General features: G+C 32.6%; 11 protein-coding genes. 7 read left to right on the top strand and 4 right to left on the bottom strand.

Annotation, left to right across the window (positions count from 1 at the left end; genetic code table 11):
* Positions 1-2 precede the first annotated feature (2 nt).
* Positions 3-881 carry an energy transducer TonB gene (locus GFJ94_RS05450; RefSeq protein ID WP_153200566.1) on the bottom strand — a complete coding sequence of 293 codons (879 nt, stop codon included), beginning with the start codon at positions 879-881 and terminating at the stop codon, positions 3-5.
* Positions 882-940: 59 nt separating this feature from the next.
* Between GFJ94_RS05450 and GFJ94_RS05455 the strand changes: the two genes are divergently transcribed.
* From GFJ94_RS05455 to pbpC, 3 genes are all read left to right on the top strand, one after another.
* Positions 941-1,381 (top strand): nucleoside deaminase, encoded by a 441-nt coding sequence (locus tag GFJ94_RS05455; protein ID WP_153200567.1) that lies wholly within the window; start codon positions 941-943, stop codon positions 1,379-1,381.
* An 85-nt stretch (positions 1,382-1,466) separates the two neighbouring features.
* Positions 1,467-6,962, top strand: coding sequence for an alpha-2-macroglobulin (locus GFJ94_RS05460; protein WP_153200568.1), 5,496 nt, complete (start codon positions 1,467-1,469; stop codon positions 6,960-6,962).
* A gap of 53 nt (positions 6,963-7,015) precedes the next feature.
* A complete protein-coding gene (pbpC, locus tag GFJ94_RS05465) occupies positions 7,016-9,322 on the top strand; it encodes a penicillin-binding protein 1C (RefSeq protein WP_153200698.1) in 2,307 nt (768 codons plus the stop codon).
* A gap of 61 nt (positions 9,323-9,383) precedes the next feature.
* Here pbpC and GFJ94_RS05470 read toward each other — a convergent pair whose 3' ends face one another.
* Together GFJ94_RS05470 and GFJ94_RS05475 are read right to left on the bottom strand one after the other, a co-directional pair.
* Positions 9,384-10,934, bottom strand: a complete 1,551-nt coding sequence (locus tag GFJ94_RS05470; RefSeq protein ID WP_153200569.1) for an Rne/Rng family ribonuclease — start codon at positions 10,932-10,934, stop codon at positions 9,384-9,386.
* A 325-nt stretch (positions 10,935-11,259) separates the two neighbouring features.
* Complete coding sequence (locus GFJ94_RS05475) at positions 11,260-11,553, bottom strand: HU family DNA-binding protein (protein ID WP_008254909.1); 294 nt, start codon at positions 11,551-11,553, stop codon at positions 11,260-11,262.
* Between the two features lie 130 nt (positions 11,554-11,683).
* Here GFJ94_RS05475 and mutY point away from each other — a divergent pair, with 130 nt between their 5' ends.
* From mutY to gldD, 4 genes are read left to right on the top strand one after another with little or no spacing between them, the layout of a single operon-like run.
* Positions 11,684-12,733 (top strand): A/G-specific adenine glycosylase, encoded by a 1,050-nt coding sequence (gene mutY / locus GFJ94_RS05480; protein ID WP_153200570.1) that lies wholly within the window; start codon positions 11,684-11,686, stop codon positions 12,731-12,733.
* Between the two features lie 38 nt (positions 12,734-12,771).
* Positions 12,772-13,173: a single-stranded DNA-binding protein gene (locus GFJ94_RS05485; protein WP_026725353.1), complete on the top strand. Its 402-nt coding sequence runs from the start codon at positions 12,772-12,774 to the stop codon at positions 13,171-13,173.
* A 15-nt stretch (positions 13,174-13,188) separates the two neighbouring features.
* Positions 13,189-14,475 (top strand): gliding motility-associated protein GldE, encoded by a 1,287-nt coding sequence (locus tag GFJ94_RS05490; protein WP_153200571.1) that lies wholly within the window; start codon positions 13,189-13,191, stop codon positions 14,473-14,475.
* A 5-nt stretch (positions 14,476-14,480) separates the two neighbouring features.
* The gene (gene gldD, locus GFJ94_RS05495) at positions 14,481-15,038 is read left to right on the top strand and encodes a gliding motility lipoprotein GldD (protein ID WP_153200572.1); all 558 of its coding nucleotides are present in this window, start codon (positions 14,481-14,483) and stop codon (positions 15,036-15,038) included.
* Between the two features lie 34 nt (positions 15,039-15,072).
* Here the strand turns inward: gldD and GFJ94_RS05500 are convergent, their stop codons facing one another.
* Positions 15,073-15,441, bottom strand: coding sequence for a heavy-metal-associated domain-containing protein (locus GFJ94_RS05500; RefSeq protein WP_153200573.1), 369 nt, complete (start codon positions 15,439-15,441; stop codon positions 15,073-15,075).
* Between the last annotated feature and the right edge of the window lie 83 nt (positions 15,442-15,524).

Consider the following 15,524-nt stretch of genomic DNA (forward strand, 5'->3'; position numbering starts at 1 on the left):
GATTATTGCGATTTTATACGAATAGGATATGTAACCTTTACCTTAACTTTTTCTCCTCTAAGTTCTGCGGGTGTCCATAAAGGTGAATTCTGCAACAAATGGATAACTTTGTCATTTACTTCTTTGTTTTTTCCCTTCATTATTCTAGCATCCTCAATTTTCCCATCTGTAGTGATTACAAATTGAAAAAGCATTAGTTCAGGTTCAACAAATTCAGTAAGCGATAAATTTTCAATTATATAGTGATTAAATTTTGTTTCGCCTCCTGGAAATTTTGGTTTCTTTTCAACTTCATAAAGGCTATATACTTTTTTGGGATCTATTTCTACTGGTTCCTGAATTACATCACCCATCATAATCTCTTCTTCAATTACAGTAGGCTCCACTTCAACAACACCAACTAATATGGGAAAAGGTTTTTGAATTTTATTCGCCCCTTTAAGTCCTTCAATATGCTTTATCGTATCTAAATTATTAGTTGGAGAAATTAAACTGTCGTTAGAAAGAGATAAACTATCATCAACCAACACTATCTTACTAACAGGTTGAATTTTATTATTGTGATCTTTACAGCTAAAAAGGGTTGTGCCCATTGAAATAAATAAAGCCAACATAAAAACATTTCTAAAAGAAGTTTGTTGATAAATTATATTTTTAGGAATTTCAATTTGAATCTCTTTTAATTGTTCCTTTTTGAATCGCCCACAAGTTTTCGTTCCTTTGTTTTTTAAAAAATAGTCGTTTATTTCATCTGTTGAATTAGTAGTAAAATCGATTACGGTTTTAGCACATGATTGACAAAATCTTCCTTTTTCTTCCGGTAACATGGTGTCCCAATTTTCATTACAAGGAGTTGGAATTGTAACGTGTATTTTCTTCATCGCGTAATAGTTTGCAAAAGCAATACAAATATTGTTCCAAAATAACGTAATTTTGTTTTATGATTACTTTGTATACCGACGACTATTTTATGAAGAAAGCCTTACAAGAAGCAGAAACTGCTTTTGAGAAAGGCGAAATTCCTGTTGGAGCTGTTATCGTTATTGATAATAAAGTAATTGCCCGCACGCATAATTTAACCGAATTATTGCATGATGTTACCGCTCATGCCGAAATGCAAGCCATAACCAGTGCTGCCAATTTCTTGGGCGGAAAATATTTAAAAGACTGCACTTTATATGTTACCTTAGAACCTTGCCAAATGTGTGCCGGTGCTTTGTATTGGTCACAAATTTCCAAAATTGTTTTTGGTGCATCCGATGAAAATCGCGGATTTCAAAAAATGGAAACACAATTGCACCCAAAAACCCAAGTAATTTCAGGCGTTTTAGAAAAAGAATGTGCCGATTTAATGAAGTCTTTTTTTAAAAACAAAAGATAATTAACCAAGTAACTTAAATTTTGTAAATTGGTATATCTTTTGATGTTGCATAAAAAATAAAATAACGCTCTAATTTTTGTTCTATATGAAAAAAATACGTTTCATCCAGTTACTTCTTATAGTAATTGTAGCCGCTTCTTGTTCTAAAAGTACCAAAAATTTTAATTCTGATTTTTCTCTTTTTAAAGCATATATCTTAAACTTTAGTTCTGGCTTGGTTTCTGCTAATAGCGACATAAGAGTAGTTTTAGCTTTTGACAAAAAAGAATGGACAGCAAACGAAGAGTTAGATGAAAATTTGTTTAGCATCAACCCAAGTGTTGACGGAAAAGTAATTGCACTTTCAAATAACACAATTGCTTTTATTCCAGAAAAAAAATTAGACCAAAATAAAGAATATCAAATTTCATTGCATTTGTCTAAATTAACAAATGTTTCTAGCGAACTGAAAGACTTTCATTTCACTATAAAAACCATTAAACAAGATTTTTTGGTTACTACAAACGATTTACAATCCTATAGTAAAGATTACCAATATTTAAATGGAATAATCACATCTAGTGATGATTTGGATTTTGAAACTGCTAAAAAGCTTATCTCTGTTAATCAAGAAGATAAAGCCGTTAAGGTTAAGTTCATCAAAGAATTAAGCAATAAAAAGGAATACAAATTTGTAATCGACAGCATTAAAAGACAAGTTGAAGATAGTAAAATTAATATTTCTTGGGACGGAACTCCTTTTGATATCGATCAAAAAGGAGAAATGCTTTACGACTTACCTGGAAAAAACAACTTTAAAATTGTTTCTGCTGAAGTTGAAAAAGACAACAACCAAGTTTTATTATTAAACTTTTCAGATCCATTAAACCGCGACCAAGATTTCTCAGGATTAGTTCAAGTTGAATCAGCTCTAAATTTACGTTTTGCAACAGCAGGAAATTTACTAAAAGTATTTTTCAACGAACCATTAAAAGGCGAACTTTTAGTTGAAATTTTCCAAGGAATTGAAAGTGAAGACGGTTACAAAATGAAACAAAATTTTTCTGAAAAAGTTAGTTTCGAACAAGTAAAACCAGCGGTTCGTTTTATAAAAAGCGGTTCTATTTTACCAAGTTCAAACAATTTGAAAATCAATTTCGAATCGGTTAACTTGAGTGCCGTTGATGTAAAAGTATATGAAATTTACAAGAATAATATTTTACAATTTCTTCAAGATAACGAATTAAATGGAAGTCAAAATTTAAGAAAAGTAGCCCAACCAATCGTTAAAAAAACCATTGCCTTAAATAAAAATAAATTGCAAAATTCTAGTAAATGGAATGCATATGCAATTGATTTATCTAAAATAATCACGCCAAATCCGGGTGCTATTTATCGTGTCGAAATCTCCTATAAACGTAAATATTCGTTATATAAATGCGCTTCTGCTTATGTGGAAGAAGAAGATAAAAATAATCAAGAACAAAACGACGAGGTAAGAAGTAATCAATATTATTATGATGATTACTATTATGAAGGCTATAATTGGTACGATAGAGAGGATCCTTGTACCGATTCATACTACTATAACAATACTATATTTACGAATGTGATTGCCTCCGATTTAGGGGTTATTGCAAAACGTAGCGAAAATGGTTCGTATGTTTTTGCGGTAAATAATATTGTTTCAACTCAACCTGTTGCTTCAGCAAAAATTGAATTGTATAATTTCCAACAACAACTTTTAGGAACCATTACAACTGATAGCGAAGGTATAGCAAAAACCGAGTTGAAAAAATATGCTTTTTTTGCAATTGTTTCGAAAGATAACAACACCACTTATGTAAAACTAGATGAAGGGCAATCCTTATCGGTAAGTAATTTTGATGTAGGTGGCGAAGAATTGCAAAAAGGCTTAAAAGGTTTTATTTATGGGGAAAGAGGTGTTTGGCGTCCAGGCGATACATTGCATTTAGCTTTCATGTTGAATGATTTGGAGAGCAAATTAGAAAAATCGCATCCTATTACATTTAAATTAAGCGATCCACAAGGAAAAATGCGTTATCAAATGGTTCAAAAATATAACGCTTTAAACCATTATAAATTCAAATTAGCCACAAAAGATAGCGACCCAACAGGAAATTGGGAAGCTAAAATTTCGGTTGGTGGTGTTCATTTTTATAAAAGTATAAAGATTGAAACTATCAAACCAAACCGTTTAAAAATTAAAAATAGTTTTGCTGATAAACAACTTTCTGGTAATAGACTAAACGGAGCAGAAGTAGAAGTAGCTTGGTTGCACGGAGCTGTTGCGAAAAATTTGAAAGTTGAAATGCAAGCCAAATTCTTAGGCCAAAAAACCTTATTCAGAAAGTATGAAAAATATGATTTTGATGATGACGTTAGAAAATTTCATACTGAAGAAGTAAATGTTTTTTCGGGAAAAGTAGATGAATTCGGAAAAGCCAAAGTAAATATTCAACCAAAAATTACAAGTCAAGCACCAGGAAAACTGAAAATGGTGTTTCAAACAAAGGCTTATGAAAACGGAGGTGATTTTAGTACCGATGTAGCAACCGCAACCTTTTCTCCATTCAAAACGTATGTTGGAATAAAAGCTCCAGAACCAAATAAATATGGTTTATTAGAAACAGATAAAGTTAATCGTTATGATATCGTGACTTTAGATGAATTGGGTAAACCAAAATCGGTTAAAAATTTAGAAGTTCGTGTGTATAAAGTAGAATGGCGTTGGTGGTGGAATTCTGATGGCGATGATTTATCACGTTATAATTCTTCAGAAGTAACAACAGCTTATAAAAATTACGTCGTTTCAACTGATGCATCTGGAAAAGCAAGTTTTCAATTAAAAGTTCCAGAAGCCGATTGGGGAAGATATTTAATTCGTGTTGAAGATACAAATGATGGTCATGCAACTAGTTTAACTTCCTATATCGATTGGCCGTATTGGTCAGGCAAATCACGTCAAGGAAGTAGCGAAACAGCAAATATGTTGGTATTTACAACTAATAAAGAGAAATATAATGTTGGAGAAAACGCTATCGTTTCTTTCCCATCAAGTGAAGGCGGAAGAGCTTTAATTTCAATTGAAAATGGTTCGAAAGTCATCAAAACACTTTGGGCAACCACTAAAAAAGGTGAAACGCAAGTGGAAGTTCCTATCACAGGTGATATGGCGCCAAATGTGTATTTTCATATTTCGTTGTTAAAACCACACGCTTCTACAATAAACGATACGCCAATTAGAATGTACGGAATTTTACCAGTAGAAGTTATCAATAAAAACACCGTTTTAGAACCGCAAGTTGTTATTGCTGATGTTTTAAAACCGGAGCAAAAAACAACTTTAAAAGTAAGTGAAAAATCAGGCAAAGAAATGACATACACCATTGCAATTGTAGATGATGGTTTGTTGGATTTAACCCGATTTAAAACACCGAATGCGTGGGAAAAATTCTATTCAAGACAAGCGCTTGGTGTAAAAACTTGGGATGTTTATGATGATGTAATTGGTGCTTATGGTGGAAAAATCAATCAAATTTTTAGTATTGGTGGTGACCAAGATTTAGCAGGTGGAAATGCTAAAAAAGCCAACCGATTCAAACCCGTTGTCATTTATTTAGGACCATTCAAATTGGAAAAAGGGCAAACCAAATCGCATACGATTACCTTACCAAATTATGTTGGTTCAGTGCGAACAATGGTTGTAGCTGGAGATGCTAAAACAAGTGCTTACGGAAGTGTAGAAAAAACTTCGTTTGTTAGAAAACCTGTTATGGTATTGGCTTCGGTACCAAGAAAAATTTCTCCAAACGAAAGAATTATGTTGCCTGTAACTGTTTTCGCTATGGAAAATCAAGTGAAAAACGTTAATGTGCAATTAAAAACAAATAACGGAGTACGAATTATTGGAAATGCAACTCAAAATGTAAGTTTCAGTTCGCCAGATGAAAAAGTGGTCTACTTTAATTTAGAAGTTGGAAGCGCAACTGGAATTGGAAAAATAGAAGTCGTTGCGACATCAGGAAAAGAAAAATCAACCTATGCGGTAGAAGTTGATATTACAAATCCAAATCCGGTTACCAATGATTATGTGGATATGGTAATTCCGGCAAACGGTTCTAAAACAATCAATTGGAAAACATTTGGAGTAGCAGGAAGTAATAAAGCAAGATTAGAAGTTTCGTCTTTCCCAACCATTAATTTCAATGGTCGATTGAGTTATTTAATTCAATATCCGCATGGTTGTGTGGAACAAACGACTTCGGCTGTATTTCCACAATTGTATTTGGCGGATATTATGGATGTTGATGCAAACAAAAAAGCAGAAATTCAACGTAATATCAATGCAGGAATTCAAAAATTAGGAAATTTCCAACTATCAAATGGCGGATTAAGTTATTGGCAAGGTAATAATTATGTGGATGATTGGGCAACATCTTACGCAGGACATTTCTTAATTGAAGCGGAGAAAAAAGGTTATGTTTTACCAATCGGATTTAAAAATAAATGGATTTCGTTCCAACAATCCGAAGCTAAAAAATGGCGATTCAACGCACAATATCGTAACGATTTTGCTCAAGCGTATCGTTTATACACCTTAGCATTAGCAGGTTCTGCCGATATGGGTTCAATGAACCGATTAAGAGAAACTACCGGAATTTCAAACGAATCAAAATTAAGATTAGCTGCTGCGTATGCTTTAGCAGGTCAAAAGAAAGCCACTTTATCTTTAATTGGAACAACAACTGTTCAAGAAGATAAACGATATGTGGATTATTACTACGGTTCAGAAGAACGAAATAGAGCGATGGTTTTAGAAACGTATATTTTAGTTGACAATAAAACCAAAGCTTATGAAATTGCTAACAAACTAGCTAAAGATTTATCTTCTAATCGATACATGAGCACACAAACTACTGCTTTTGGATTGTATGCGATGTCAAAATTTGCGCTTAAAAACGGTGGAAAAGGAATTAACATAACGTATTCAATTGCAGGAAAACCGCAAGTTATTAGCTCCAATAAAAGTTTTGCAGATCGAAATATCGTTACGAAAAATGGTTTAAATTCGGTTACGATTCAAAATAAAAACAATGGCACTCTTTATGTTCGTGTATTGAATAGTGGAATTTTACCAATTGGTGAGGAAAAAGAAATTCAGAAAAATATTGCAACAACTATTGTTTATAAGGATAGAAAAGGAAATACATTAGATTTAAATTCAGTGAAACAAGGAACTGAAATTGTTGCTCAAATTTCCATAAGAAATCAATCGGATGAATCTTTAGAAAATGTAGCACTTTCTCAAATAGTTCCATCTGGATTTGAAATTATGAATTCACGCTATAACGATTTTGGAAGTTATGCCGAAAACAAAGCCGATTACATAGATATTCGTGATGATAGAACACAATTCTATTTTGGAATAAGAGCTGGCGAAACCAAAACATTTACAATGTTGTTAAATGCAACTTATTTAGGAAAATATTATTTACCTGGTATACAATGTGAAGCTATGTACGATAATAATTACTTGGCAAGAACCAAAGGACAATGGGTGCAAATAGTGAAAGAGTAAGTTGGTTTACTCGATTAAAAACTAAAATCAGAAATAATAAAATTAAAACTGCCATGAGCGTATTGCTTGTGGTGGTTTATTATTTCTCACTCCCAAGACAACTTTTCGAAAACAACTATTCCACTGTAATTGAAAGTCAAGATGGACAACTTTTAGGAGCCAAAATTGCTTCCGATGGACAATGGCGTTTTCCGGAAAGTGATAGTGTGCCGCATAAATTTCAAAAATGTATTGTTGCTTTTGAAGACCAACATTTTTATAAGCATTTTGGGTTTAACCCAATTTCCATGTATCATGCTTTTAAGCAAAATAGAAAAGCAAATCGCGTCGTTCGAGGCGGAAGTACGCTAACCCAACAAGTGATTCGTTTACACCGAAAAGGAAAATCGCGTTCCTATTTTGAAAAAGGAATCGAAATGATTCTCGCAACTAGATTAGAATTTCGCCATTCGAAAGATAAGATTTTGGAATTGTATTGTGCGCATGCTCCTTTTGGAAGCAACGTAGTAGGTTTAGAAATGGCTTCATGGAAATATTTTGGATTGCAACCACATCAATTGTCATGGGCTGAATCAGCTACTTTAGCAGTTTTACCCAATGCACCAAGTTTAATTTATCCCGGAAAAAATCAAGAGCGATTATTAGCGAAACGTAATCGATTACTAAAGAAATTATATAGCGATAAAGTAATAGACAAATCAACTTACGAATTATCATTACAAGAAAGTTTACCTCAAAAGCCATTTGATGTTCCTCAAATTGCTCCTCACTTAGTCCAAAAAATTTCAAAATATCATCCAGAGAAAAAAACAAAAACTACGATTCAATTAGATTTGCAAGAGCGTACCAACGAAATCGTAAAGCAATATTATAACTACTACAAACAGAATCAGGTGTATAATATTTCGGTTTTAGTGGTTGATGTAAAAACAAGAAATATTATTACTTATGTAGGAAATAGTCCAACAGATAAAGACCACCAAAAAGACGTTGATATTATTGAAGCACCTAGAAGTACAGGAAGCATTTTAAAACCCTATTTATATGCTTCAATGTTAAATGATGGCTATATTTTACCTGAAACTTTAATTCCTGATATTCCAACACAAATTTCTGGCTATTCGCCACAAAATTATAATTTAACATATGACGGAGCAGTCCCAGCAAGCAGGGCGTTAGCTCGTTCTTTGAATATTCCGTCTGTTTTGATGTTACAAGACTATTCGGTAAATCAATTTTATGAAAAATTACAACAATTGAAATTGCGAAACGTCAATAGACAACCTTCAAATTACGGTTTATCATTGATTTTAGGTGGTGCCGAGTCTAATTTGTGGGATTTATGTAAAGCCTATGCTTATATGTCGTCTACGCTGTCTTATTTCAATAAAAATGAATCGAAATATCGTAAAAATGAGCTGCTGAATTTGAATTATGATGCCAATTTTCAACCTGATTTTGGAAAAAGTTCGCGTCAGAAAAACATTTTTGGCGCAGGCGCTATTTGGCAAACATTTAATGCAATGAAAGAAGTCAACCGACCTGAAGGTGATGAAGCATGGAAATTCTATGATTCTTCATTAGAAATCGCTTGGAAAACAGGAACAAGTTTTGGCAGCAGAGACGCGTGGGCAATTGGAATTACTAAAGATTACGTAGTGGGAATTTGGGTTGGAAATGCCACAGGAGAAGGAAGACCATTATTAACAGGAGTTGATAGTGCTGCTCCTATTTTGTTTGATGTTTTTAGACTACTTCCAAAATCGAAATGGTTTGAAAAACCTTATAACGATTTAGAAGACGTTGAAATTTGTAAAACTTCTGGATATTTAGCGCAAGACCATTGCCCTAAAGTAAAGCAATGGATTCCAAAAACAGCAAAAAAAACAGATAATTGTCCGTATCATAAAATTATTCATTTAGATAAACATCAGCAATTTAGAGTAAATAGTAATTGCGAAAGTGTTGATGAAATGACAACTAAATCTTGGTTTGTTTTACCACCGGTTATGGAATGGTATTATAAGAGTAAGAATGTAAATTATCAAAATTTACCACCGTATAGAAGTGATTGTGTAGACGCTTTACAAGACAAACGTATGGATTTTATTTATCCCAAAGCGAATACTAAAATCATATTGACTAAGGATTTTGAAAGCAAACTACAACCTGCCATTATCAAAGTAGCACATTCTAATTCCGATGCTGAATTGTTTTGGTATTTAGATGATAAATATGTAGGAACCACAAAAACCTTTCATGAAAAACCCATTTTTGCTACATCTGGAGTTCATGTAATTACTGTAGTAGATGATTTTGGCAATGAAATTAGGCGAAAAATAGAATTTGAAAGTGAGTAAACACAAAAAAACCACCAATCTTTCGAAAGGCGGTTTTTGTTTTTACAGGATACATCCCATATTATTTTACTATAATTTCATTTCCTTCTTTATCGAAGAAGTGATATTCTAGATACGTGTAAGCGTCACGAGGTATAATTTTCACCCATTTCTTATATTCGAAAAACCATTTCGAACGTAAGGATGGAAAACCTTTAGAAAGGTATGCTGCCACAAACGGATGTACGTTAAGTACAACTTTTTTATGGTCTTTTATAATGCGTTCAAGGTCAGTTGCAATCTTGTCAACGATTAAAATTGGAGCTTCAATTTCCCCATGTTCATTGTTTGGGTCTTCTTCTCTTGTTTTAATATTAACTTCAGGTCTGACTCTTTGTCTAGTAATTTGAATTAATCCAAATTTGCTAGGAGGCAAGATTTTATGCTTGGCCTTATCGTCACTCATTTCTTCTCTTAAGAAATCATATAAAACTTTGCGGTTTTCTGGATTTTGCATATCAATGAAATCCACCACAATAATTCCGCCCATGTCTCTCAGTCTCAATTGACGAGCAATTTCTGCTGCGGCAATCATATTAACTTCAAGTGCAGTACCTTCTTGGCTAGTTGCTTTGCTTGAACGATTTCCACTATTCACGTCTATAACATGTAAAGCTTCTGTATGTTCAATAATTAAATAAGCACCTTTGCTCATGGAAACTGTTTTTCCAAAAGACGTTTTTATTTGTCGTTCAATATTATACTTCTCAAAAAGAGGTAAGTCTTTAGACTGATAGTGTTTTACGATAGACACTTTATCCGGAGCTATTTCTTGCAAATACTCCTTCGTTTCTAGGTACAAATCTTCATCATCTACATAAATACCAGTAAAGGTATCATTAAATACATCTCTTAAGATAGAAGAAGCTTTGTTAAGTTCTCCTAATACTTTTGATGGATGATGAGCAGTTTGTAACCTTCTGCTCATTGCCGACCAACGGTCGAGCAGTGTTTGTAGGTCTTTATCAAGTTCGGCTACTTTTTTGCCTTCGGCTACTGTTCTCACAATAACCCCAAATCCTTTTGGTTTAATAGATTGAACCAGTCGTTTTAATCGGTCTTTTTCTTCTCTCGATTCTATTTTTTGCGAAACAGAAACTCGGTCTGAAAAAGGGACTAAAACCACATATCTTCCAGCTAATGAAATCTCAGAACTAATTCTGGGGCCTTTTGTAGAGATTGGTTCTTTTACTACTTGAACTAAAATCGACTGATTTGGACTTAAAATATCCATAATTGATCCGTCTTTGTTGATTTCAGCTTCAAAAGGAAAATTTTTGAGTGAATAATCTTTTATTTTACCTGCGCTTACAAGTTTAATGAATTTCATTAAAGAAGGAAGATTTGGACCTAAATCATGATAATGCAAAAAAGCATCTTTTTCATGACCTAAATTCACAAAAGCGGCATTTAAGCCAGCAACTGGCTTACGGATTTTGGCAATAAAAATATCACCTACCGCAAAATTGCTTTGTTTTTCTTCTTCTTTGTGTAATTCAATTAGTTTTCCATCTTTTAATAAGGCAAAATCTACAGCGTCTGAACCTGATCGAATAATTAACTCTTTGTTCATGCAGTACATTTTTATCTGTTTGTGCTGGGTGTTGGGTGTTTTGATGTTGGGTTTTTAATTTATCCAATCATCTAACATTCATCATCTAACATTTTCACAGATGGATTAAATAATAATTTTACAGGATTTTTCCCGATAATCAATGTTGAATTGATTAATTTCAATGAACTTTTTTCTAAAAAAGAAAAAGTAGTTTTAAACTACTTTTTCTTTTTATGACGGTTTGCTCTCGCTCTTTTCTTACGTTTGTGAGTTGCTACCTTATGTCTTTTTCTTTTTTTACCACTTGGCATAACATGTTGGTGTTTAGATTAATAAATAGTTTTTATACTGTAACTTCTGTTTTTTCTTTAACGCTTTCTACAAACACTTTAGCTGGTTTAAATGCTGGAATGTTGTGTGCAGGGATTTTAATTGTAGTATTTTTAGAAATGTTTCTTCCTGTTTTTTCAGCTCTAGTTTTGATGATGAAACTTCCAAAACCTCTTAAATAAACATTGTCACCAGTTTCTAACGAGTTTTTCACTTCTTCCATAAAAGTCTCAACTGTTGCTTGAACATCTCCTTTTTCAAGTCCTAATTTCTCTGAAATTTTCGCTACGATATCTGCTTTCGTCATTTTCTTTCGTATTTATATTTTGTGTATTTTTTTGAGTTTGCAAATATAAGAATTAAAAAAACAATAATTCAACGTTAATTGATTAAATTTTAATTACTAAAGATTTATTTTTGTTGCCTTATAAAAAATCATGGAATTTTCTAACTCTTTAATTCATTGGTATTTACAGAACAAGCGCGATTTACCATGGCGAAACACGTCAAATCCATACCCGATTTGGCTCTCAGAAATCATGCTTCAACAGACGCGTGTGGCGCAAGGTTTGCCTTATTTTTTGTCTTTTGTTGATGCTTTTCCAACAATTTTTGACCTAGCAAATGCCGATGAAGAACAAGTTTTAAAATTATGGCAAGGCCTAGGTTATTATTCCAGAGCCAGAAACTTACATGCTACCGCAAAACACATCGCTTTTGAATTAAATGGAGAATTTCCACCTACTTATAAAGAATTATTAAAGTTAAAAGGAGTTGGTGAATATACCGCTGCTGCTATTGCTTCTTTTTCGTTCAACGAGCCTGTTGCTGTTTTAGATGGTAATGTTTTCAGAGTTTTGAGTCGTTACTTTAATTTAGATAGCGATATTTCGTTGCCAAAAACTAAAACAGAATTCCAGCAATTAGCGCAAGAAGTTTTAGATAAAAAGAATCCTGCAGTATTTAATCAAGCGATTATGGAGTTTGGTGCGTTGCAATGCGTGCCTAAAAATCCGGACTGTAATTCTTGTGTTTTAAATTCGAGTTGTGCGGCTCTTCAATATAAAAAAGTTTCAGAATTACCCGTAAAGTCTAAGAAAACGAAAGTAACCAATCGTTATTTGAATTATCTAATCTTAAAAGATTCGGATTCCAATTATATTGTGCAAAAACGTGAAGGAAAAGGAATTTGGGAAAATTTATACGAGTTTCCAGTTTTAGAAACCGACTTTTTATTGTCTGAAAAAGATGCGATTGATCAGATTTCGAAAATGCAATTCTACAATCAAAAACCTTCAGAAATTTTGATTTTACAAAACGAAATCACGCTTCATAAATTATCGCACCAGCATTTACATATTCGTTTTTTTGAACTTCGTTTTTCATCGAAATTACCTGATTCAAAACCTTTTACAGCAATAGAAAAATTACCTTTTCCAATTGTAATTCATAATTTTATGGTTGCAAATTATTGTAATTCACTTTAAATTACTATTTTTGATTAACCCTAATACATTTACAAGCCATGAACGGAACATTAAACAAGGTAATATTGATAGGTCATTTAGGTGACGAAGTGAAAATGCATTACTTCGAAGGAGGCAATTGCATCGGACGTTTTCCATTAGCGACAAACGAAGTATATATCAATAAAACTACTGGAGAAAAAATAACCTCTACAGAATGGCACAACATTGTCGTTCGTAATAAAGCAGCCGAAATTTGTGAAAAATATCTTTCTAAAGGAGATAAAATTTATATCGAAGGACGAATTAAATCGCGTCAATGGCAAGCTGAAGACGGTGCAACAAAATACACTACTGAAATTCAGGTGACCGAATTTACTTTCTTAACTACCAAAAAAGATACTGATTTAAGTAAGTCTTCTTTGCCAACAGGTAGCGCACCAGATGATTTTAATGTTTAACTAAATTGATTTAATTTGGATCCTGATCCTGCCAGTTTACTACACACGATAGATTTTGAATTCCTTTTTGGAATACTAGCAATAATTTTGTTACTTGCTTGTTCAGCCTTTATTTCGGGTTCTGAAGTAGCCCTTTTTTCCTTGTCGCAAAAAGATGTAGATGAAATTTTAAATAAAGATTTCAACAAAGGAACTCTTATTTCCAGATTGTTAGAAAAACCAAAAAAACTGCTTGCTACTATTTTAGTAGCTAATAATTTTGTAAATATTGCTGTTGTAATTCTTTTCTCTTCTTTTAGCGGCCGACTTTTTAATGGAATTGAATCCTGGGCTGCACGATTTATAGAAGTTGTTGTGGTGACATTTTTCCTTTTATTATTTGGAGAAGTATTACCTAAAATTTATGCCAACAGAAACAATATGACCTTTGCTAAAAAAGTAGCAATTCCTATTTCGATACTAAACAAAATATTATCGCCTATTAGTGTTCCTATGCGAAATAGTATTCATTTTATTGAAAAGAAACTGAATGTACAAAAAGGAAATTTTTCAGTAAACCAACTTTCACAAGCATTAGAATTGACTTCACAATCGGACACAACTGATGGTGAACAGAAGATTTTGGAAGGCATTGTAACTTTCGGAAACACCGAAGTTCGTCAGGTAATGAGTCCGAGAATAGATGTTTTTGCATTAAATATTGAAGAAACTTTCGAAGAAATCATGCTAAAAATTGTTGAAAAAGGCTATTCTCGAATTCCAGTTTATAGAGAAAATATCGACCAAATTGAGGGAATTTTATTTATCAAAGATTTAATTCCTCACATTGATAGTGATACATTTGATTGGATAAATTTACTTCGTCAACCCTTCTTTGTTCCAGAAAATAAAAAATTAGACGATTTATTGAAAGATTTTCAGGGAATGAAAAGCCACTTAGCTGTGGTGGTAGATGAATATGGAGGAACTTCTGGAATTATTTCGTTAGAAGATGTTTTAGAAGAAATTGTGGGTGATATTAGCGATGAATTTGATGATGAAGATTTGATTTATTCTCAAATTGATGATAATAATTTTCTATTCGAAGGTAAAATTAGCTTAAAAGATTTTTATCGAATAATAGATGTTGATGAAAATGAATTTGAAAGTAAAAAAGGGGAAGCCGAAACTTTAGCTGGTTTCTTACTCGAGATTTCTGGAAATTTCCCAAAGAAAAGACAGAAAATAACGTTTCATAATCTTATTTTTACCATCGAAAATGTAGATAAGAGAAGAATAAAACAAATAAAAGTTACGTTATAAGAATCATGATACAAAATATAGTAAAATTAAGTTGTTTGGGATTATTTTTTGGATTGGTTTCTTGTGGAGATGAAACATTACCAAAACCAAAAGGACATTTGAGTTTGGAATATCCAAAAGCCAAATATTCTAAATTAAATTCGGATTGTACTTTTACTTTTGAAAAAAATGATTTGGCCAACATAAAAGGCAAATCATGTGCTTTCGAAATTAATTATCCGAAGATGAAAGCAACAATTTATTTAACACACAAACCAGTTAATAACGACATAGATAAATTATTACGTGATGCTCAAACATTAACTTACAATCACGTAGTAAAAGCGGATGATATTGTGGAACAACCTTTTATCAATGACAAGAAAAAAGTGTACGGAATGTTTTATGAAGTAGGCGGAAACGCAGCAACAAATGCTCAATTTTACGTTACCGATAGTACCAAAAACTTTATAGTAGGAAGCGTTTATTTTTACGCAAAACCAAATTTCGATTCTATTTTACCAGCCGCAAATTATCTAAAAGAAGATATGCGAAGAATTTTGGAAACTTTGGAATGGAAATAAAAAAAACGCCCTGAAATTCTCAGGGCGTTTTTTATTACATTTTTTTAGATTCGGTTACTTTGTAAGAATCACCGCCAGCAACGCCTTCAATGGTTTTGGTTAACGATTCTAATGATTGTTTTTCAGCATCGAATTTTACGGTTGCAATTTTAGTTTCAAAATCAACTACCGCTTGCCCAACACCTTCTTGACCAGCTAATTTGTTTTCGATAGTTTTAGCACAACCCATAGCACAAGTCATTCCGTCGATAGTAAAACTTGCCGTTTGCATTTTAGCTAAATCTGCTTCAGAAACCACTTCTTTTTTAGTTTCTTCAACTGTAACTTCTTTGTTTTCTTGTTTGCAACTTGCTAATGAAAGCGTCATTAAAAGCGCTAAACCAATATTTTTTAAATTTTTCATACGAACAAATGTTAAATTAAAAGTCTCTGAATAAAGACTTTGCAAAATTACAAAAATTCATAGTGCTATTTTAAAAATAAAGC

The organism is Flavobacterium sp. LMO8 (assembly GCF_009495755.1).
In the GTDB taxonomy this organism is placed as follows: Bacteria; Bacteroidota; Bacteroidia; order Flavobacteriales; family Flavobacteriaceae; genus Flavobacterium.

Bases quoted from the DNA above. Each gene is read 5' to 3' on its own strand.
- GFJ94_RS05485 (WP_026725353.1), top strand. From the start codon at position 12,772: ATGAACGGAACATTAAACAAGGTAATATTGATAGGTCATTTAGGTGAC.
- pbpC (WP_153200698.1), top strand. From the start codon at position 7,016: ATGAGCGTATTGCTTGTGGTGGTTTATTATTTCTCACTCCCAAGACAA.
- mutY (WP_153200570.1), top strand. From the start codon at position 11,684: ATGGAATTTTCTAACTCTTTAATTCATTGGTATTTACAGAACAAGCGC.
- GFJ94_RS05500 (WP_153200573.1), bottom strand. From the start codon at position 15,441: ATGAAAAATTTAAAAAATATTGGTTTAGCGCTTTTAATGACGCTTTCA.
- GFJ94_RS05455 (WP_153200567.1), top strand. From the start codon at position 941: ATGATTACTTTGTATACCGACGACTATTTTATGAAGAAAGCCTTACAA.
- gldD (WP_153200572.1), top strand. From the start codon at position 14,481: ATGATACAAAATATAGTAAAATTAAGTTGTTTGGGATTATTTTTTGGA.
- GFJ94_RS05475 (WP_008254909.1), bottom strand. From the start codon at position 11,553: ATGACGAAAGCAGATATCGTAGCGAAAATTTCAGAGAAATTAGGACTT.
- GFJ94_RS05470 (WP_153200569.1), bottom strand. From the start codon at position 10,934: ATGAACAAAGAGTTAATTATTCGATCAGGTTCAGACGCTGTAGATTTT.
- GFJ94_RS05460 (WP_153200568.1), top strand. From the start codon at position 1,467: ATGAAAAAAATACGTTTCATCCAGTTACTTCTTATAGTAATTGTAGCC.
- GFJ94_RS05450 (WP_153200566.1), bottom strand. From the start codon at position 881: ATGAAGAAAATACACGTTACAATTCCAACTCCTTGTAATGAAAATTGG.